General features: G+C 50.9%; 19 protein-coding genes and 1 rRNA gene. 11 read left to right on the top strand and 9 right to left on the bottom strand.

Annotated elements, in window-relative coordinates:
• Both rrf and kgtP read left to right on the top strand, forming a co-directional pair.
• Positions 1-91 (top strand): 5S ribosomal RNA (gene rrf, locus FEK46_RS09160); the annotation flags it as partial.
• Positions 92-427: 336 nt separating this feature from the next.
• Positions 428-1,726: an alpha-ketoglutarate permease gene (kgtP, locus tag FEK46_RS09155; protein WP_135559312.1), complete on the top strand. Its 1,299-nt coding sequence runs from the start codon at positions 428-430 to the stop codon at positions 1,724-1,726.
• Here kgtP and FEK46_RS09150 read toward each other — a convergent pair.
• The 5 genes from FEK46_RS09150 to trxC form a co-directional block, all read right to left on the bottom strand.
• Positions 1,723-2,046: a YfiM family lipoprotein gene (locus FEK46_RS09150; protein WP_130207576.1), complete on the bottom strand. Its 324-nt coding sequence runs from the start codon at positions 2,044-2,046 to the stop codon at positions 1,723-1,725. The two genes, kgtP and FEK46_RS09150, sit on opposite strands and share 4 nt — an antisense overlap.
• A 43-nt stretch (positions 2,047-2,089) precedes the next feature.
• A complete protein-coding gene (gene pssA, locus FEK46_RS09145; RefSeq protein WP_130207600.1) occupies positions 2,090-3,445 on the bottom strand; it encodes a CDP-diacylglycerol--serine O-phosphatidyltransferase in 1,356 nt (451 codons plus the stop codon).
• Positions 3,446-3,558: 113 nt separating this feature from the next.
• The gene (gene pat, locus FEK46_RS09140) at positions 3,559-6,219 is read right to left on the bottom strand and encodes a protein lysine acetyltransferase (RefSeq protein ID WP_135559313.1); all 2,661 of its coding nucleotides are present in this window, start codon (positions 6,217-6,219) and stop codon (positions 3,559-3,561) included.
• Between the two features lie 31 nt (positions 6,220-6,250).
• Entirely contained in the window at positions 6,251-6,949 is a 699-nt protein-coding gene (gene tapT, locus FEK46_RS09135) for a tRNA-uridine aminocarboxypropyltransferase (RefSeq protein WP_135559314.1), read from the bottom strand.
• Between the two features lie 68 nt (positions 6,950-7,017).
• Positions 7,018-7,437 (bottom strand): thioredoxin TrxC, encoded by a 420-nt coding sequence (trxC, locus tag FEK46_RS09130; protein ID WP_001098726.1) that lies wholly within the window; start codon positions 7,435-7,437, stop codon positions 7,018-7,020.
• A 206-nt stretch (positions 7,438-7,643) separates the two neighbouring features.
• Here trxC and FEK46_RS09125 point away from each other — a divergent pair, with 206 nt between their 5' ends.
• Complete coding sequence (locus FEK46_RS09125) at positions 7,644-8,681, top strand: tRNA/rRNA methyltransferase (protein ID WP_130207570.1); 1,038 nt, start codon at positions 7,644-7,646, stop codon at positions 8,679-8,681.
• A gap of 47 nt (positions 8,682-8,728) precedes the next feature.
• Here the strand turns inward: FEK46_RS09125 and ung are convergent, their stop codons facing one another.
• Positions 8,729-9,418: a uracil-DNA glycosylase gene (ung, locus tag FEK46_RS09120; protein WP_135407576.1), complete on the bottom strand. Its 690-nt coding sequence runs from the start codon at positions 9,416-9,418 to the stop codon at positions 8,729-8,731.
• A 305-nt stretch (positions 9,419-9,723) separates the two neighbouring features.
• Between ung and grcA the strand changes: the two genes are divergently transcribed.
• Entirely contained in the window at positions 9,724-10,107 is a 384-nt protein-coding gene (gene grcA, locus FEK46_RS09115; protein ID WP_000627804.1) for an autonomous glycyl radical cofactor GrcA, read from the top strand.
• Positions 10,108-10,162: 55 nt separating this feature from the next.
• On the opposite strand, the gene eamB is transcribed toward grcA, so the two are convergent.
• Entirely contained in the window at positions 10,163-10,750 is a 588-nt protein-coding gene (eamB, locus tag FEK46_RS09110; RefSeq protein ID WP_130214681.1) for a cysteine/O-acetylserine transporter, read from the bottom strand.
• 102 nt (positions 10,751-10,852) lie between these two features.
• On the opposite strand from eamB, the gene FEK46_RS09105 reads away from it, so the two are divergent.
• A complete protein-coding gene (locus tag FEK46_RS09105) occupies positions 10,853-11,734 on the top strand; it encodes a LysR family transcriptional regulator (protein WP_135559315.1) in 882 nt (293 codons plus the stop codon).
• 31 nt (positions 11,735-11,765) lie between these two features.
• On the opposite strand, the gene srmB is transcribed toward FEK46_RS09105, so the two are convergent.
• The gene (srmB, locus tag FEK46_RS09100) at positions 11,766-13,100 is read right to left on the bottom strand and encodes an ATP-dependent RNA helicase SrmB (protein ID WP_000219193.1); all 1,335 of its coding nucleotides are present in this window, start codon (positions 13,098-13,100) and stop codon (positions 11,766-11,768) included.
• A 131-nt stretch (positions 13,101-13,231) separates the two neighbouring features.
• On the opposite strand from srmB, the gene trmN reads away from it, so the two are divergent.
• Positions 13,232-13,969 (top strand): tRNA(1)(Val) (adenine(37)-N(6))-methyltransferase TrmN, encoded by a 738-nt coding sequence (gene trmN, locus FEK46_RS09090; protein ID WP_130260424.1) that lies wholly within the window; start codon positions 13,232-13,234, stop codon positions 13,967-13,969.
• Here trmN and nadB read toward each other — a convergent pair.
• Positions 13,954-15,576, bottom strand: a complete 1,623-nt coding sequence (nadB, locus tag FEK46_RS09085) for an L-aspartate oxidase (protein ID WP_135494926.1) — start codon at positions 15,574-15,576, stop codon at positions 13,954-13,956. The two genes, trmN and nadB, sit on opposite strands and share 16 nt — an antisense overlap.
• 255 nt (positions 15,577-15,831) lie before the next feature.
• Between nadB and rseD the strand changes: the two genes are divergently transcribed.
• Genes rseD through rseC form a run of 5 tightly spaced genes read left to right on the top strand, consistent with a single transcriptional unit; the run spans position 15,832 to position 18,674 of the window.
• Complete coding sequence (gene rseD / locus FEK46_RS09080) at positions 15,832-15,987, top strand: rpoE leader peptide RseD (RefSeq protein ID WP_064526141.1); 156 nt, start codon at positions 15,832-15,834, stop codon at positions 15,985-15,987.
• Positions 15,984-16,559, top strand: coding sequence for an RNA polymerase sigma factor RpoE (rpoE, locus tag FEK46_RS09075; protein ID WP_001295364.1), 576 nt, complete (start codon positions 15,984-15,986; stop codon positions 16,557-16,559). The genes rseD and rpoE overlap by 4 nt, the downstream gene beginning before the upstream one ends.
• Before the next feature lie 32 nt (positions 16,560-16,591).
• On the top strand, positions 16,592-17,242 hold the full coding sequence (gene rseA, locus FEK46_RS09070) for an anti-sigma-E factor RseA (RefSeq protein ID WP_130260422.1): 651 nt from the start codon (positions 16,592-16,594) through the stop codon (positions 17,240-17,242).
• Complete coding sequence (gene rseB, locus FEK46_RS09065; protein WP_064526144.1) at positions 17,242-18,198, top strand: sigma-E factor regulatory protein RseB; 957 nt, start codon at positions 17,242-17,244, stop codon at positions 18,196-18,198. Before rseA ends, rseB begins: the two co-directional genes overlap by 1 nt.
• Positions 18,195-18,674 (top strand): SoxR-reducing system protein RseC, encoded by a 480-nt coding sequence (gene rseC / locus FEK46_RS09060; RefSeq protein WP_130260421.1) that lies wholly within the window; start codon positions 18,195-18,197, stop codon positions 18,672-18,674. The genes rseB and rseC overlap by 4 nt, the downstream gene beginning before the upstream one ends.
• The last annotated feature ends 196 nt before the right edge of the window (positions 18,675-18,870 follow it).

Genomic DNA, 18,870 nt, shown 5'->3' with positions numbered 1-18,870 from the left:
CACCTGACCCCATGCCGAACTCAGAAGTGAAACGCCGTAGCGCCGATGGTAGTGTGGGGTCTCCCCATGCGAGAGTAGGGAACTGCCAGGCATCAAATAAAACAAAAGGCTCAGTCGGAAGACTGGGCCTTTTGTTTTGTCTGTCGTCCGTCCTGAATAGCGTAGGCAGTAAAAACCACCTGATGTGGTTCTGACTAAGAAATAAAAACCCTACCATTCCCTTGTATACGCCAGATGCTCGCCCATTTCCATACGACAACCTCACCTGAAATCCTTCCTGGTCATCCAGAATAATCATTCCCCTGCTAACTAAATTCGCAGTTATGGTTGCACAAACATCGGTAGCAAATGTATAACATCTGTCTTACTAAATAATAAACAACATTGGCCGACAAAAGCATCGGATTATGGCAGGAGAAATATTGGCATGGCAGAAAGCACTGTAACGGCAGACGACAAACTGACAAGTAGTGATACTCGTCGCCGCATCTGGGCAATAGTAGGGGCCTCTTCAGGTAATCTGGTCGAGTGGTTCGATTTTTATGTCTACTCATTCTGTTCCCTCTACTTTGCCCACATTTTCTTCCCTTCTGGTAACACTACCACTCAATTACTGCAAACAGCCGGTGTTTTTGCTGCGGGCTTTCTGATGCGTCCAATCGGTGGCTGGCTATTTGGACGCATAGCCGATAAACATGGTCGTAAAAAATCAATGCTGTTATCGGTGTGTATGATGTGTTTCGGATCTCTGGTTATTGCCTGCCTCCCTGGTTATGAAACTATCGGTACCTGGGCTCCGGCATTATTGCTTCTCGCGCGTTTATTCCAGGGATTATCCGTTGGTGGAGAATATGGCACCAGCGCCACCTATATGAGTGAAGTTGCTGTCGAAGGGCGCAAAGGGTTCTATGCTTCGTTCCAGTACGTCACGCTAATTGGCGGTCAGTTGCTGGCCTTACTGGTGGTGGTTGTTCTACAACATACTATGGAAGATTCTGCTCTTAGAGAGTGGGGATGGCGCATTCCTTTTGCGTTAGGAGCGGTGTTAGCCGTTGTGGCATTGTGGTTACGTCGTCAGTTAGATGAAACTTCACAACAAGAGACGCGAGCGTTAAAAGAAGCGGGGTCAATGAAAGGATTATGGCGCAATCGCCGTGCATTCATCATGGTTCTCGGCTTCACTGCTGCGGGTTCTCTTTGTTTCTATACCTTTACCACCTATATGCAGAAATATCTGGTGAATACTGCGGGAATGCACGCTAACGTAGCAAGCGGCATTATGACTGCGGCATTGTTTGTATTTATGCTCATTCAACCGTTCATTGGCGCGCTGTCAGATAAGATTGGACGCCGAACCTCAATGTTATGCTTTGGCTCTTTGGCCGCTATTTTTACCGTCCCCATACTATCAGCATTGCAGAACGTCTCCTCTCCTTATGCCGCTTTTGGTCTGGTGTTGTGCGCCCTGCTGATAGTGAGTTTTTATACATCAATCAGTGGAATACTGAAGGCTGAGATGTTCCCGGCGCAGGTTCGCGCATTAGGTGTTGGTCTGTCATATGCGGTCGCCAATGCTATATTTGGTGGTTCGGCGGAGTATGTAGCGTTGTCGCTGAAATCGATAGGAATGGAAACGGCATTTTTCTGGTATGTGACATTGATGGCCGTGGTAGCGTTTCTGGTTTCTTTGATGTTGCATCGCAAAGGGAAGGGGATGCGTCTTTAGTGATGCGCTATTTGCCAGACGGTATAGCCGGTAGTTGCACCGGCTATATCCCAGGCAAAATCCTTCCAGCTCCAGCCGCTCCCCTCAGGGCGGCTATCCCAAAGCTCTTTTGACACTCCCAGCCCTACAGAGAACACCAGCCCGAACATCGCGCTGCGGTCGCGGCTCATCCCCTGATGTTGCGCGTATTCATTTCCTGCGGCGGAAAGCATCGCCGAGGCGATAAAGTGTTGAGCTTTATCCTGCCCGCTCCAGCTATCGTTAGCCATATGGCTGCATCCAGAAAGTAACAATAGCGAACAGACAAAAAGAATACGCAACGCGGCCTCCAAAAAACAAACCCCGTACAGGACGGGGTTCAGATTACAGGATACGGCTAATTAATCGGTCGATGCGGATGCGGCGCAAACGGCGGATAAGTTTGCGAACTTTTACCGGGTAATCGGCAATACTTTGCAGATCGCGGTAGTGCTTAACAATGGTGGTATGCTCGCGGATCAGAGCCAGTTCTTTTTCACGCTGCGGCGCAAGCTCCAGTTGTGGATCGTGGATCAAAATGGCGTTTTCCAGATCCAGACGCCAGGCGCGTGGGTTCAGGTTATTACCGGTTATCAGCATCCACTTATCATCAACCCACATTCCTTTCAGGTGATAAGTATTATCGTCATCTTTCCACAAACGGACCACTAACTGGTCAGTATTGACGTAATACTGCAAACGACTCAGGAAGCGACGCAAATTAATCTCATAAAGATAAGGCAACGCGCCAATTATCTTGAATGGCTCATCTTCCGGAATATAGAAGTCATTCGCGGTTTTATCACCAACGATAATTTCGACCTTTTTCCCTTCACGCAGCAGCTGGATGATATTGCGCACCAGGATTGCCGGCAGGTTGAAGTATGGCGTACAGATAGTCAGTTTCTGTTCTGCACAGGGCATCAGATGGAAAATGGTCTTGTTCAACAGACTCGATTTCCCCAGCCCCACTAGCGGCGTTACGGAAAGCTGATCGTTGTCGGCATCTCCCTGGAAATGATAAGCGGCATCGCGCAGCTCCTGGCGGAACAGGCGAATGTCGTTCTTGATTTCCGGGCTTTTTGGGCGATGTTCATCATCCAGACGGTTAACACCGCGACCATTCATAATATTCTGCGTAACCCATTCAAACATAATGTCTGACATCTTGCGGTTACGAATCAGATGGTAACGGTCGTAGCGGTATTTATCGTGCTGATGCAGATAAACATCGTTCAGGCTGGCACCGCTGTAAAGTACGCTATCGTCGATGATAAAGCCTTTAAAATGCAGAACGCCCAGGGCTTCACGGGTATTGATGGGTACGCCATAAACCGGAACATCTACGCCCGGATTTTCCTGCGCCATGCGGCAGTACCAGTCAGCGTTAGTGTTAGATGCCGCAGCGCCAATGCGTCCACGTTGCGCACGATGCCAGTCGACCAGCACCCGCACATCCAGTTCCGGACGCTGCCGTTTAGCCTCATATAGCGCGCTCAGAATGCCTTTGCCACCATCATCCTGTTCGAGATACAGGGCGACAATGCAAATGCGCTGCTTCGCGCTGGCTATTTTTTCCAGCAGCGTCTCCCGGAAGTCGGCGGGAGCGTAAAAGAAATCGACATCATCAACTGATTGAGAAATCTTGGGTAGTTGGGCAAGGTGTTGTTGATGTTTATTACGCTTAAATTTTGACAACATCACAGTGCATTTCTTCTCTGTTCATTGAAGGGTCCTCTGTGCAATGCAGACGACATAAGCGGGCAATAATAACACCAGTCCCGATTAAGTGGTCAACATTTCCAGTACCTTACTCATGATTCCTCGCGCTGGGCAAGATTTAGCGTAAGCCCAACGATCCCCTCTTCGAGCTGGATATCGACGTTAAACCCGAGCTTGCGGGCCAGCGCCACCATGCCACGATTGTTTGGCATCGTAATACCATTCAGACGTTGCAGTCCGTGATCTCGCGTATAGGTAATCAACTTTTCCATTAAGCGTCGACCTAAGCCTAACCCTTTGAGATCCGAGCGAACCAGTACGGCAAATTCGGCATCGATGTTATCAGGATCGGAAATCGCACGCGTGACACCGAGGATCTCTTCCGTTTGATCAATACGTCGCACCGCCACAAACGCCATTTCCCGATCGTAGTCGATCTGCGTCATGTTAGCTAAATCTTCATGGGTGAATTCGTTGATCTCGCTAAAATAGCGGTAATAAAGATCTTCTTTGGTGACTAGCGAAATAAATTGCTGAAGCTGTGGCTCATCTTCTGGCAAAATCGGGCGGAACAAGCAACGTTCACCGTTTTTCAATTCTACCCACTCTTCCAGCTGATGCGGGTACGGGCGCACTGCCAGCCGACTCTCGCTATCGCCTTCAAACGACGCGATATCCAGCGTGACATCCAGCGCGGTAAATTCACTGCCAGAAGCCAGCAAAGGATGAATATCCAGACGCTGAATTTCCGGGCAATCGACAATCAAGTTGGAAACCTGCACCAGAAGCTGGCTCAAGCCTGCTACGTCGAGTGGACGCAGTGCACTGCGCGCACGAATCTTTTTACTTTTTATTCCCTGAATGACCAGATAACGGGCCAGGTTCATGTTCAGCGGCGGTAATGCGACGACGGCTTGATCTTCTGGACGCCACTCCACACCGCCTTCACCAAGCATGATCAACGGTCCGAAAACCGGATCCTGCTCGACCACTACCCGCAACTCCTGGGCGCCAGCACGGTTAGCCATACTTTGCACCAGCAGACCGTGGATCCGCGCTTGCGGCCAGGCCATTTTTACGCGATCGAAAATAGCGTTCGCGGCTTGCTGAACTTCATTGGCTGTACGCAAGTAGAGCATGACGCCCTGAACTTCCGATTTATGTGGAATATCCGGCGAGCGTAATTTCAGCGCCACCGGATAACCAATCTGTTCAGCAATATGCACCGCTTCGGTGCTGTCGCTGGCAATCCAGGTGGGAAGCGTGTTCATGCCATACGCTTGCAGGATGGGCTGAACTTCATGGGTATCGAGCGACGTTGCTCCTTCGGCAATCGCCTGTTGCAACAGAAGATGCGCTTCTGCGGTATTAGAGGTCAGATTGCTGGGCAGTGCCGGCGTTTCGCGTAGTTGCTTCTGGTTACGTCGGTACTCCACCATATGCATAAAAGCGGTGATGGTTCCTTCCGGGGTGCGGTAGGTCGGCAGCCCGGCTTCGCTGAATAAACGTCGCGCCTCCTGCGAGGAGTGTTCGCCGCACCAGTTCGTCAGCAGAGAGACATACTTGCTGCGAGGGTGATGCTTTACCGCTTCAATTAATGCCAGTGCGCTTTCTGTGGCGGGAGCCGCGGCACTGGGCGAATGAATAACCATCAGCGCATCAAAATCCTGGCTGTGGAGCAGAATATCCAGCGTTTTAATATAGTGCTCACTGCTGGCGTCATCGCGCAGATCGAGCGGGTTAGAGATTACTACATGTTCTGGCAGCGCATCACGTAGTTTCTGGCAGGTTTCTTCGTTTAGCGTTGCCAGCTTGCCATTGCGTGACCATAAGGCATCCAGCGCCAGCGCAGCTGGCGCGGCACCGTTGCTGATAATCATCAGTCGGTCGCCACGCAATGGGCGCATATGGCTAAGGGTTTCCACTGCCGAAAACAGTTCGTGAGTGTCCTGCACTCGTAATAAACCGGCACGCTGAATAGCCGCATCCCATGCCGGGTCCATTCCTGCCGTCGTGTTGAGCAGTCGCTGTGCTGCCGGGCTACGTCCGCTTTTAATTACCAGAATCGGTTTATTACGCGAGGCACTACGGGCCGCCGAAACAAAGCGTCGCGCGTCGCTTAACTGTTCGAGATAGAGCAGGATGGCGCTGGTTTTACTGTCGCGCGCCAGATAGTCGAGCAATTCATCAACGTCGATATCCAGGCTGTCGCCGAGCGCAATAAAGTAGGAAAAGCCCATCTCACGCTGTTGCGCCCAGTCGAGGATGGTGTTGGAGACGGCAGCCGATTGCGAAATAAACGCCAGCTTGCCGCGTTTAATCGGCACAGGCGAAAAGCTGGCATTCAGACCTTGCCACGGCGCCAGTAATCCCAGACTGTTTGGTCCAAGCAGGCGCATGTTATGGCGCTGGGCGCAGGCGCGGAGATCTTCGTGTTGCGATGTCGGGGCAGAAAGAATAATGCATGTTTTACAGCCTTTTTCGCCGAGTTCTTCCAGAAGCGCCAGATTGCGGCTGGCATTGGTACACAGCACAGCAAGGTCGGGCGTAAATGGCAGACTGGCGATATCCGGCCAGGCCAGTACGCCTTGTACCGCTTTCCAGGCCGGCGTCACCGGTAACACCGGTCCGTTAAAGCCTCCCGCCAGCAGGTTACGCATCATCAGGTAACCTGCGCGATTGGGTTTCATCGATGCGCCAATTACCGCAATCGATTTTGGTCGCAGTAGTGCTTCCAGTCCTCGCTGACTCATACCGGTCTCCCGCAGAAGTGACCGAATGATTTTAAACGCTTTCTAACTGTTCTGCTGTGATACTACCCAGATGTTGCGTTTTTCCTGCCAGATAGCGTGTTTTAAAGCGAGTGAAATGCTCGCCTAAGCTGGCCGCAGCCCTGGTATCGCCCACCATATCTAAAAGTGCGATAGCCACTTCAGCGGTACAATATTGGCCTTCAGCCTGGGCTTCACGCAGGCGATAGGCAGAAAGCCGGGAAAGATCGACGGAAATGACGGGGAGATTATCCAGATACGGACTTTTACGAAACATCTTGCGCGCTTCCGGCCAGGTACCATCGAGCATGATAAACAGCGGTGGCTTACCGGAAGGCGGGGTGAAGATCACTTCCCGGTGCTCATCAGCATATGAGGCGGGAAAGACCACCATTGGTTGATAATCCGGGTTTTGCACCAGAGCCAGCAGTTCTTGTGATGGTTCGGTACGCGACCATTGAAACGCAACGGTATCAGGTAAAATATCAGCAATCAGACGCCCGGTGTTACTTGGCTTCATTGGCTCGGTGTCGAACATCAGCAAACAGAAGCGACTTTTTGCTTCCGCTGGGGTAATTGTCGAACAGAGACATAATTTCTCTGGCAAAAGACAGCGTTGGCAGCGACGAACGCGATTACCGCGGGCAAGAAAAGGACGTGTTGCGCGCGCAATACGTTTGGCGCGTAACTGGAGAACAGCGTTTTCGGTCATAAGAGAGCGTCGAAAAAACGCCATTGTCGCAGAGGAGAAAACGGGGCACAAGATGCGCCCCGGTAAGATTAAAGAGATTCGTTCAGCCAGCTGTCGAACGGCGCTTTCGGTACTGCGCCATTAAGCATGTCGACAACCTGACCATTTTTGAAAATCATGATCGTCGGAATACTGCGAATACCAAAGCGGCTGCTTAATTCACGTTCAGCTTCCGTATTCACTTTCACAAAGCGCACTTTACCGCTACGCTCTTGCGCAACATCTTCAAAAATTGGCGCGAAGTTACGGCAGGGGCCGCACCACGGCGCCCAGAAGTCGATCACCACAGGTAGATCATCTTTCAGCAATTTGTCGAGCGTTTCACCGGTCGCATTAATCACCTCTCCGTCAAACAAGTCGTGACCGCAGCGTCCGCATTTTGCCGCATCTTCGATCCGATCGTCGGGAATGCGATTGATGGCCTGACAATGGGTACAAACGGTATTCATAACTAACCTCGGGATGAGTAAGGAGACTTATCGGCAACGACGCCGGTATGTTTCTAATATGTTACATATTATCGGTAACATTGTTCTAGACAACAATCTGTTTTATTCAATGGGTATGATAGACGTAGGCTTTGGAACGAAATCATGGCGAACCGCGCGCACTTCGGGTAATCTGCGCGCTTCGCGCAGCGCTGGTGGAGAAAAGCATGAACGATGAAATGAAAAGCAAAAGCGGCAAGGTCAAAGTGATGTATGTCCGCAGTGATGATGATTCTGATAAACGTACCCATAACCCGCGTACCGGGAAAGGGGGCGGGCGTCCAGGAAAATCTCGTGCCGACGGTGGCCGTCGCCCCGCCCGCGATGACAAACAGAGTCAGCCCCGTGACCGCAAGTGGGAAGAGTCGCCGTGGCGCACAGTTTCCCGCGCGCCTGGTGATGATGCGCCGGAAAAGGCCGATCACGGTGGCATCAGTGGTAAAAGTTTTATTGATCCGGAAGTGTTGCGTCGTCAGCGTGCGGAAGAAACCCGCGTCTACGGCGAAAACGCATGTCAGGCACTGTTCCAGAGCCGTCCGGAAGCAATTGTTCGCGCCTGGTTTATCCAGAGCGTAACGCCACGTTTTAAAGAAGCATTGCGCTGGATGGCGGCAAACCGCAAAGCGTACCATGTGGTGGATGAAGCTGAACTGACAAAGGCGTCAGGTACGGAGCATCACGGAGGCGTGTGCTTCCTGATCAAAAAGCGTAACGGTACAACCGTGCAGCAGTGGGTAAGCAAGGCTGGTGCGCAGGATTGTGTACTGGCGCTGGAAAACGAATCTAACCCGCATAACCTGGGCGGTATGATGCGTAGCTGTGCGCACTTTGGCGTGAAAGGCGTTGTGGTGCAGGATGCGGCACTGCTGGAATCGGGGGCGGCTATTCGTACCGCAGAAGGCGGCGCAGAACATGTTCAGCCGATTACTGGCGACAACATTGTTGACGTGTTGGATGATTTCCGTCAGGCGGGCTACACCGTGGTGACCACTTCCAGCGAGCAAGGTAAACCGCTGTTCAAAACCAGTCTGCCAGAAAAAATGGTGCTGGTGCTGGGGCAGGAATATGAAGGGTTACCGGATGCAGCACGCGATCCGAACGATTTACGCGTGAAGATTGACGGTACTGGCAACGTTGCTGGACTGAATATTTCTGTCGCAACTGGCGTTCTGCTTGGCGAATGGTGGCGTCAGAATAAAGCCTGATAAATCAGCCGGGTGGCAACTCTGCCATCCGGCATTTTCCCGCAAATTTACTCACTCTCTGCCGGTAATACAGGCATCCAGTCAATCGGCGTCTCGCCACGTTGTTCCAGCCACTGATTTGCCAGCACAAAATGGTTACAGCCAAAGAATCCACGATGCGCAGAAAGCGGTGACGGATGCGGTGCTTTCAGTACGTGATGGCGTTGCTTATCTATAATCGCCCCTTTCTTTTGCGCATGAGATCCCCACAACAAAAACACCACGCCTTCGCGATGCTGATTAATCAGGCTGATGACTTTATCAGTAAACGTCTCCCAACCGAGGCTGGCGTGGGAATGCGCCTGACCTGCGCGTACCGTCAATACGGTATTGAGCAGCAGAACGCCCTGACGCGCCCAGCTTTCGAGATAGCCATGCGCCGGGCGGGTAAAGCCTGGAACGGTATTTTCCAGCTCTTTATACATATTCAGTAATGACGGCGGAGTGGGGATACCGGGGCGAACAGAAAACGCCAGGCCGTGAGCCTGTCCGGGGCCGTGATAAGGATCCTGGCCGAGAATCACGACTTTGACATCGCCTAACTCGGTATAACGAAAGGCGTTAAAGACATCTTTTTGTGGCGGATAGATAGTGATGCCGGATTGCCGCTCGCTGGCGACGGTCTGAAGGGTATTAAGAAAATAGGGTTGTTGCTTCTCTTCAGCCAGCACGTCATGCCAGGTTAATTCGTTAGCCATCTCGCTCTCCTGCGAATCTTCAATCCGCCTAGCTTAACTGCTTCTTTCTACAGAGCAAAATCAAGCTCATTTTAGAGACATAATCGACTGTAAAAAAATGTAAATTGGTAAAATTTCACACCTGAATAAGTTGATGTAAAACAATAAAATCTACTTGTCGCCACACTTGGTGTGTGTTTTTTGTTGATTTAAATCAAAGAATCAGGGGTCTTTGAGGAGTATATATACACTCAAGCAACAATGGTTTTACCAATTGGCCGCGACAGGCTGATCAAATCAAATAAATTTTGCCGGGGAGGCATCACATGATTACAGGTATCCAGATTACTAAAGCCGCTAACGACGATCTGCTGAACTCTTTCTGGCTGCTGGACAGCGAAAAAGGCGAAGCGCGTTGCATCGTTGCGAAAGCAGGTTTTGCAGAAGACGAAGTGGTTGCAGTAAGCAAACTGGGTGACATTGAGTACCGTGAAGTTCCAGTAGAAGTTAAACCAGAAGTTCGCGTAGAAGGTGGTCAGCACCTGAACGTAAACGTTCTGCGTCGTGAAACTCTGGAAGATGCAGTTAAGCATCCGGAAAAATATCCGCAGCTGACCATCCGTGTATCCGGTTATGCAGTTCGCTTTAACTCTCTGACTCCGGAACAGCAGCGCGACGTTATCGCTCGTACCTTTACTGAAAGCCTGTAAGGCTTAAGTAGCAAGTTACTAAGCGGAAGAGGGCGACCTCTTCCGTTTTTTTTCATTAATAGAAAATACGTACCGCGCAATAAACCAGCAACAGTGCCAGCACGATATTTAACTGGCGACCATACTGGCGAAACAATCGCTGAAACAGATGCCCCGCCAGCGCCCAGCACACATTGCCAAACGTCCCAATCATTGCCAGCAAAACGCTGACGCCAACTACCCAGCTTAACGCCTGCGTTTGCGGCAGGACAAACGTCGATAGTGCCGTAATGCCGTACAAAATGATTTTGACGTTCACAAACTGTAGCGCAAAGCTTGCCCAAAAGCTGATCGGTTTTGCCTGAAGCCCGTCTTCCTTTGTTGGGCTGGTAGCGATTTTCCACGCCAGCCAGACAATATATGCCGCCCCCGCCCAACTCAACAGATGCACTGCCGCCGGGTCAATAACAGCCAGTGAAAACGAAATTCCCGCGCACAGTAGCATGACGATTAAAAATCCCAGACTCATCCCCGCCAGTACGCGGGTACTCTGACGAAACCCATGCGACGTGGCAGAACTAAGGGCGAGAATATTGTTTGGTCCTGGCGTGAGGGCAGTAATCAGGGTGTAGGTCCAAAAAGCACTTAAAAGGGTCGGTGTCACTTGTTATCTCCTCTGTTTTGGTAGACAGTACCCGACACAAAACATTTAAAAAAATGAATGTTTTCACATTCTAAGTTCGATATTTTCGATAGGTTCGGGATTATGGATCTGCGCCGTTTTATTACCCTAAAAACCGTGGTGGAAGAGGGTTCTTTTTTGCGAGCTTCGCAAAAATTGTGCTGCACACAGTCGACGGTGACTTTTCATATTCAGCAGCTTGAACAGGAGTTCTCGGTCCAGTTGTTTGAGAAAATTGGTCGACGGATGTGCCTCACTCGCGAAGGCAAAAAGCTGCTGCCGCACATCTATGAACTCACCAGAGTAATGGATACGTTTCGCGTAGCTGCCAAAAAAGAGTCGGAGCCGGACGGAGAACTGCGCGTTGTTTCGGGCGAAACGTTACTCTCTTACCGTATGCCGGAGGTGTTGCAGCGTTTTCGGCAACGCGCACCTAAAGTGCGTTTATCATTGCAGTCACTGAACTGTTACGTGATTCGTGATGAACTACTGAATGATGAGGCAGACGTCGGCATCTTTTATCGCGTAGGGAATGATGATGCACTGAACCGACGTGAGTTGGGTGAACAATCGCTGGTGCTGGTGGCTTCACCGCAAATTGCAGATGTCGATTTTACTGAGTCGGGAAGACATAACGCCTGTAGTTTTATTATCAACGAACCACAATGTATCTTCCGCCAGATATTTGAGAGCACGCTTCGCCAGCGGCGGATCACGGTGGAAAACACCATAGAGCTTATAAGTATCGAAAGCATCAAGCGTTGTGTCGCGGCCAATATCGGTGTCAGCTACCTGCCACGCTTTGCGGTGGCAAAAGAACTTGCGAACGGTGAATTAATTGAATTGCCCTTTGGCGAGCCGTCGCAGACCATTACAGCAATGTGCGCACACCATGCCGGAAAAGCGGTTAGCTCGGCGATGTACACTTTTATTCAGTGTGTTGAAGAGTGTTTTGTGGCTGGATAAAAAAATGCCGGGCTTAAACCCGGCATTATGATTACTCTTCTGTTGTTTGCGGTGGCACGCCCGTTCCGCTTGGTTTACGGCGCTTACCAATATTTTTGGTATCGCGATGGCGTTTTTTCACCCGCGGCTTCTCTTTCTCTTTAGCCTTTTTCTTCTCGGCGCGTTTTGCCAGTACTTTCTTAGATGGCTTGCCAGTCTGTTTCTCGCTTGGTGCACGCGTTTTCGGGCGTAACTCATCAATTACGCGAGCTTTAATTGGCTCTTCAATATAGCGACCAACTTTGCCCAGCAGCAGATGGTCATGAGCTTCCACCAGCGAAATTGCGGTGCCTTTACGACCGGCGCGAGCGGTACGACCGATACGGTGCAAATAAGTATCGCCACTGCGCGGCATATCGAAGTTAAAGACGTGGCTGACATCCGGAATGTCAATACCGCGTGCGGCAACATCGGTTGCAACCAGCACGTTTACGCGACCTTCGGTCAGGCGTTTAATCGCTTCATTACGTTTGCCTTGTACCATCTCACCTTCGAGATAGCAGTTGTTGATGCCTGCTTCGCGCAGCCAGTTTGCCAGCTCATGCACACGCTCACGCTTACGCACAAATACGATTGAGCGAGTCGCTTCAGGCTGTTTTAACAGATGCACCAGCAACGCGGTTTTATGCTCAAGATCATCGGCGCGGTAATACCACTGATGGATCTTTTTGCGCTCACGAGTGGAAGGATTAGCAGAAACTTCCACCGGATCTTCCAGCAGGCGCTCTGCAAAGTCCTGAATTGCATCGCCTTCCAGCGTTGCTGAAAAGAGCAGGGTCTGTTTACGCCAGCGCGTTTCGCCAGCAATATGTTCGATATCCTGAGCGAAGCCCATATCCAGCATACGGTCAGCTTCGTCGAGGATCAGCGTTTCAACCGCGCGGCAATCGAAGTTCTCTTCTTTTATGTATTGCAGCAGACGTCCGGTCGTGGCGACCACGATGTCCTGGTTTTCGCTGAAAACTTCTGCGTGGTTCATATAGGCCACGCCGCCGGTGATAGTGGCGATATCCAGATGCGTATGTTTCGCCAGTTCGCGGGCATGATCGGCCACCTGCATCGCCAGTTCGCGAGTTGGGGTGAGGATCAAAATACGCGGCGGACCGGATTTCTTACGTGGGAAATCGAGCAGGTGCTGCAACGCTGGCAGCAGATACGCCGCCGTTTTACCGGTGCCTGTCGGCGCAGAACCGAGTACATCACGGCCATCGAGCGCAGGCGGAATGGCGGCAGCCTGAATGGCGGTCGGGCGAGTGAAACCTTTATCCTGGAGGGCTTCCAGCAGGCTTTCGTCGAGTTCAAGTTCGGAAAAAGTCGTTACAGTCATGTTCTACCTCTGTGTGGGGCGCTGATTATAGACGTTACGGCTGCAATCTTCATCTGTTTGTATGGATATCGCTTCTCAGGTATTGTTCTTACCCGGTGCTATCGCCGTTTTTTCAGCAAGGTTTTATTTACATGTCACAGTCTACATCCGTGCTTCGTCGTAATGGATTTACTTTTAAACAGTTTTTTGTCGGCCACGAACGATGTGCGATGAAAGTGGGAACGGATGGAATTTTGCTTGGCGCATGGGCTCCGGTGGCTGGGGTAAAACGCTGCCTTGATATCGGCACTGGTAGCGGGTTGTTGGCACTGATGCTGGCGCAGCGAACCGATGACAGCGTGATGATTGATGCAGTTGAACTGGAAAGTGAAGCTGCAGCTCAGGCGCAGGAGAATATTAACCAGTCTCCGTGGGCAGAGCGGATTAATGTCCATACGGCAGATATTCAGCAGTGGATCACACAGCAGACAGCACGCTTTGATTTAATCATCAGCAACCCGCCGTATTATCAGCAGGGAGTGGAGTGTGCGACATCGCAGCGGGAACAGGCGCGCTATACCACCACGCTGGATCATCAATCCTTGCTGACCTGCGCGGCAGAGTGCATTACCGAAGAGGGATTTTTCTGCGTGGTACTGCCAGAGCAAATCGGTAATAGTTTTACGGAGCTGGCATTAAGCATGGGGTGGCATTTACGTTTGCGAACGGATGTGGCAGAAAACGAAGCGCGATTGCCGCATCGGGTGCTGCTGGCATTCTCCCCACTGGCGGGGGAGTGCTTTTGCGATCGCTTAGTGATTCGTGGGCCAGACCAGAACTATTCCGAAGCGTACACTGCGCTGACCCAGGCTTTTTATCTGTTTATGTAATGATTGACGGGGGAAAGGATCGACGGACCGGAATGCGTGAGCAGTTCCGGATAATCCAGCGTGAAATGCAACCCCCGACTCTCCTTACGCATCATTGCACAGCGAACAATCAACTCGGCAACCTGCACCAGATTACGCAGTTCCAGCAAATTATTTGATACGCGGAAGTGTGCGTAATATTCGTCTATTTCCTGTTGCAACATATTGATACGCCGCAGAGCGCGCTCAAGGCGTTTTGTTGTGCGCACAATACCTACGTAATCCCACATAAACAGGCGTAACTCATGCCAGTTATGTTGAATCACCACCAGTTCGTCAGGATTCTCAACACGGCTTTCATCCCACGGCGGTAACGTACTGACGCCACGCGCATAAGGCATACGTTTTGTAATATCTTCCGCTGCCGACCAGCCATAGACCAGACACTCCAGCAAGGAGTTAGAGGCCATGCGGTTAGCACCATGTAAGCCCGTATAACTCACTTCGCCAATGGCATACAGGCCATCAACGTCCGTACGTCCATGATCGTCAACCATTACGCCGCCGCAGGTATAGTGCGCAGCAGGCACAATCGGCACCGGTTCTTTCGTGAGGTCAATACCCAACCCGAGCAACTTTTCATAGATCATCGGGAAATGCTGGCGAATAAATTCAGCGGGCTTATGGCTGATATCAAGGAACATACAATCCGCGCCGAGGCGTTTCATCTCATGGTCAATGGCGCGGGCGACAATATCGCGCGGGGCCAGTTCGCCGCGATCATCAAAATCAGGCATAAAACGTGTGCCGTCCGGGCGTTTCAAATAAGCGCCTTCGCCGCGTAAGGCTTCCGTTAACAGGAAATTCCGTGCCTGTGGATGGTACAGCGCGGTAGGGTGAAACTGATTAAATTCGAGATTGGCGACCCGGCAACCCGCACGCCAGGCCATGGCAATACCATCACCAGAGGAAATATCCGGATTGGTGGTGTACTGATAAACCTTCGACGCGCCGCCAGTTGCCAGCACCACCGCTTTAGCATGGCAAGTTTCCACGGTTTCTTTATTACGGTTCCACACCCACGCGCCGACAACCCGTCGCGTTCCAGGCAGGCCAATTTTGTCAGAAACAATCAGATCAACCGCATTGCTGCGTTCCAGCACACGAATATTCGGATGGTTCTGCGCCTTGCTCACCAGCGTGGTTTCTACTTCTCTGCCGGTGGCGTCGGCAGCATGAAGAATGCGACGGTGACTATGCCCACCTTCACGGGTCAGATGATAGCTTTCTTCGCCATTCGGCTGAACGTGGGTGTCAAACAACACTCCCTGATCGATTAGCCATTGCACGCAGGAACGCGCGTTGCTGGCGACAAATTCAACCGCATGGCGATCGCAAATGCCGGCACCAGCAATTAATGTGTCTTCCACATGCGAGTCTATGCTGTCAGTTTCATCAAACACGGCGGCGATTCCGCCCTGGGCATAAAATGTTGAGCCTTCCGTTACCGGGCCTTTGCTAAGAACGATGACCTGATGCTGGTCAGCCAGACGTAGTGCCAGTGAAAGCCCGGCTGCGCCGCTACCGATAATCAGCACATCACAAGAATGTTCAGGAAGAGTATTCATTTTGTTTGTTTAATTTACTAAACACGGTTTGGTCAGCATAGCATCACGTTGTGTAATTAAACACCTGCTATTTTAATATTTGTTACAATAGCTAAACAGGGAGATCCTGGACGGTGGAAAAAAGAGAAGTTGCTTGCTGGCGGAGGATTAGGTGGTGAAATAAAAAGGCCGTTGGGGTACTCTTCAGGCAGTTAAATGGGCATTTCTACACAGATAATGCGATGTTCAGATTCTGTAGACTTATAATGATAGATAATGATCCGTCTACAGCATGACAAACAAAAACAGATGCGTTACGGAACTTTACAAAAACGAGACACTCTAACGTTTTGCTTGCTCAAATTGCAGCTAATGGAGTGGCGTTTCGATAGCGCGTGGAAATTTGGTTTGGGGAGACTTTACCTCGGATGAGCGAGCAGTTAACGGACCAGGTCCTGGTTGAACGGGTCCAGAAGGGAGATCAGAAAGCTTTTAACTTACTGGTAGTGCGCTATCAGCATAAAGTGGCGAGTCTGGTTTCCCGCTATGTGCCGTCGGGTGATGTTCCCGATGTGGTACAAGAAGCTTTTATTAAAGCCTATCGTGCGCTGGATTCGTTCCGGGGAGATAGTGCTTTTTATACATGGCTGTATCGGATCGCTGTAAATACAGCGAAAAATTACTTGGTTGCTCAGGGGCGTCGTCCACCTTCCAGTGATGTGGATGCCATTGAAGCTGAAAACTTCGAAAGTGGTGGCGCGCTGAAAGAAATTTCGAACCCTGAGAACTTAATGTTGTCAGAAGAACTGAGACAGATAGTTTTCCGAACTATTGAGTCCCTCCCGGAAGATTTACGCATGGCAATAACCTTGCGGGAGCTGGATGGCCTGAGCTATGAAGAGATAGCCGCTATCATGGATTGTCCGGTAGGTACGGTGCGTTCACGTATCTTCCGAGCGAGGGAAGCTATTGATAACAAAGTTCAACCGCTTATCAGGCGTTGACGATAGCGGGATACTGGATAAGGGTATTAGGCATGCAGAAAGAACAACTTTCCGCTTTAATGGATGGCGAAACGCTGGATAGTGAGCTGCTTAACGAACTGGCTCACAACCCGGAAATGCAGAAAACCTGGGAAAGCTATCACTTAATCCGTGACTCTATGCGGGGTGATACTCCTGAGTTGCTTCATTTCGATATCTCATCGCGCGTGATGGCCGCCATTGAAGAAGAGCCAGTTCGTCAACCGACGATATTGATCCCAGAGGCCCAGCCTGCTCCGCATCAATGGCAGAAAATGCCATTCTGGCAGAAAGTACGTCCATGGGCGGCACAGCTTACCCAAATGGGCGTAGCGGCATGTGTATCGCTTGCAGTTATCGTTGGCGTCCAGCACTATAATGGACAATCTGAAACGTCCCAGCAGCCCGAAACACCGGTATTCAATACTCTGCCGATGATGGGTAAAGCCAGCCCGGTAAGTCTGGGAGTACCTTCTGAAGCGACCGCAAACAATGGTCAACAGCAGCAGGTACAGGAGCAGCGTCGTCGCATTAATGCCATGTTGCAGGATTACGAACTGCAACGTCGACTCCACTCCGAACAGCTTCAGTTTGAGCAGGCACAAACACAGCAAGCCGCTGTACAGGTGCCAGGAATTCAAACTTTAGGAACGCAATCGCAGTAATGAAGCAACTTTGGTTTGCCATGTCATTAGTGACAGGTAGCCTGTTATTCTCTGCTAACGCCTCGGCCACTCCCGCGTCCGGGGCGTTATTACAGCAGATGAACCTGGCTAGCCAGTCACTGAATTACGAGCTGTCATTCATCAGCATCAATAAACAGGGTGTTGAGTCTCTGCGTTATCGACATGCACGCCTCGATAACCGTCCGCTTGCTCAGTTGTTGCAAATGGATGGCCCGCGCCGGGAAGTGGTACAGCGCGGCAATGAAATCAGCTACTTTGAGCCGGGCCTTGAACCGTTTACTCTTAATGGCGATTACATTGTTGATTCTCTGCCATCGCTCATTTATACCGATTTCAAACGCCTTTCTCCTTACTACGACTTTATCTCCGTGGGACGCACGCGTATTGCTGATCGTCTTTGCGAAGTCATTCGCGTAGTCGCTCGTGATGGCACACGCTACAGCTACATTGTGTGGATGGACACCGAATCGAAATTACCGATGCGGGTTGATCTCCTTGATCGCGATGGTGAAACGCTGGAACAATTTCGCGTGATTGCTTTTAACGTCAATCAGGATATCAGCAGCAGTATGCAGACGCTGGCGAAGGCAAATTTGCCGCCGTTGCTTTCTGTTCCTGTAGGTGAAAAAGCCAAATTCAACTGGACTCCAACCTGGTTGCCGCAGGGGTTTAGCGAAGTCTCCAGTAGCCGACGCCCGTTGCCCACGATGGACAATATGCCCATCGAATCACGTCTCTATTCCGACGGCTTGTTCAGCTTCTCGGTAAACGTTAACCGCGCGACGCCATCGAGCACCGATCAGATGTTGCGTACCGGACGCCGAACAGTCAGCACCAGCATACGTGACAACGCGGAAATCACTATTGTTGGTGAACTACCGCCGCAAACGGCGAAACGCATTGCCGAGAACATTAAGTTCGGGGCCGCACAATGATCAAAGAGTGGGCTACCGTCGTCTCCTGGCAAAACGGGCAGGCGCTGGTCAGTTGTGATGTCAAAGCCTCATGCAGCAGCTGCGCTTCCCGCGCTGGCTGCGGCAGTCGCGTGTTGAATAAACTTGGTCCGCAAACCACACATACCATCGTCGTACCCTGTGATGAACCGTTAGTGCCGGGGCAAAAAGTCGAATTAGGAATCGCTGAAGGTAGCCTGCTTAGTTCCGCATTACTGGTTTATATGTCGCCACTGTTGGGATTATTCCTTGTTGCTTCGTTATTTCAGCTACTCTTTGCTTCAGACATCGCGGCGTTATGCGGCGCAATTCTTGGTGGCGTTGGTGGATTCCTGATTGCGCGCAGCTTCTCGCGAAAGTTTGCTGCCCGGGCTGAATGGCAACCGATCATTTTAAGCGTGGCATTGCCGCCAGGCCTTGTGCGGTTTGAAACATCTTCGGAAGACGCGAGCCAGTGATTTCACTGGCTTTGTTGCATTTTGCATAACAAATGCGAGGACGTTTCCAGATACCACAATCCATACGGTATGAACATTTCCTCGCCTCAATGTTGTAGTGTAGAATGCGACCTTTCTATTAATACAGACGTTAAGCTCAGAACAGCGACTTCTAAAAGCCTGGTTAACCGGGCGTTAAGGCACAATAATCATACTT

It is taken from the genome of Escherichia sp. E4736, from assembly GCF_005781225.1.
In the GTDB taxonomy this organism is placed as follows: domain Bacteria; phylum Pseudomonadota; class Gammaproteobacteria; order Enterobacterales; family Enterobacteriaceae; genus Escherichia.
The sequence above is the reverse complement of the archived record's forward strand: the minus strand, read 5'-3'. Positions and strand labels throughout refer to the sequence as shown.

Coding starts and splice junctions, on each gene's coding strand:
- kgtP (WP_135559312.1), top strand. CDS start 428: ATGGCAGAAAGCACTGTAACGGCAGACGACAAACTGACAAGTAGTGAT.
- pssA (WP_130207600.1), bottom strand. CDS start 3,445: ATGTTGTCAAAATTTAAGCGTAATAAACATCAACAACACCTTGCCCAA.
- pat (WP_135559313.1), bottom strand. CDS start 6,219: ATGAGTCAGCGAGGACTGGAAGCACTACTGCGACCAAAATCGATTGCG.
- tapT (WP_135559314.1), bottom strand. CDS start 6,949: ATGACCGAAAACGCTGTTCTCCAGTTACGCGCCAAACGTATTGCGCGC.
- trxC (WP_001098726.1), bottom strand. CDS start 7,437: ATGAATACCGTTTGTACCCATTGTCAGGCCATCAATCGCATTCCCGAC.
- FEK46_RS09125 (WP_130207570.1), top strand. CDS start 7,644: ATGAACGATGAAATGAAAAGCAAAAGCGGCAAGGTCAAAGTGATGTAT.
- ung (WP_135407576.1), bottom strand. CDS start 9,418: ATGGCTAACGAATTAACCTGGCATGACGTGCTGGCTGAAGAGAAGCAA.
- grcA (WP_000627804.1), top strand. CDS start 9,724: ATGATTACAGGTATCCAGATTACTAAAGCCGCTAACGACGATCTGCTG.
- FEK46_RS09105 (WP_135559315.1), top strand. CDS start 10,853: ATGGATCTGCGCCGTTTTATTACCCTAAAAACCGTGGTGGAAGAGGGT.
- srmB (WP_000219193.1), bottom strand. CDS start 13,100: ATGACTGTAACGACTTTTTCCGAACTTGAACTCGACGAAAGCCTGCTG.
- trmN (WP_130260424.1), top strand. CDS start 13,232: ATGTCACAGTCTACATCCGTGCTTCGTCGTAATGGATTTACTTTTAAA.
- nadB (WP_135494926.1), bottom strand. CDS start 15,576: ATGAATACTCTTCCTGAACATTCTTGTGATGTGCTGATTATCGGTAGC.
- rseD (WP_064526141.1), top strand. CDS start 15,832: ATGATCCGTCTACAGCATGACAAACAAAAACAGATGCGTTACGGAACT.
- rpoE (WP_001295364.1), top strand. CDS start 15,984: ATGAGCGAGCAGTTAACGGACCAGGTCCTGGTTGAACGGGTCCAGAAG.
- rseA (WP_130260422.1), top strand. CDS start 16,592: ATGCAGAAAGAACAACTTTCCGCTTTAATGGATGGCGAAACGCTGGAT.
- rseB (WP_064526144.1), top strand. CDS start 17,242: ATGAAGCAACTTTGGTTTGCCATGTCATTAGTGACAGGTAGCCTGTTA.
- rseC (WP_130260421.1), top strand. CDS start 18,195: ATGATCAAAGAGTGGGCTACCGTCGTCTCCTGGCAAAACGGGCAGGCG.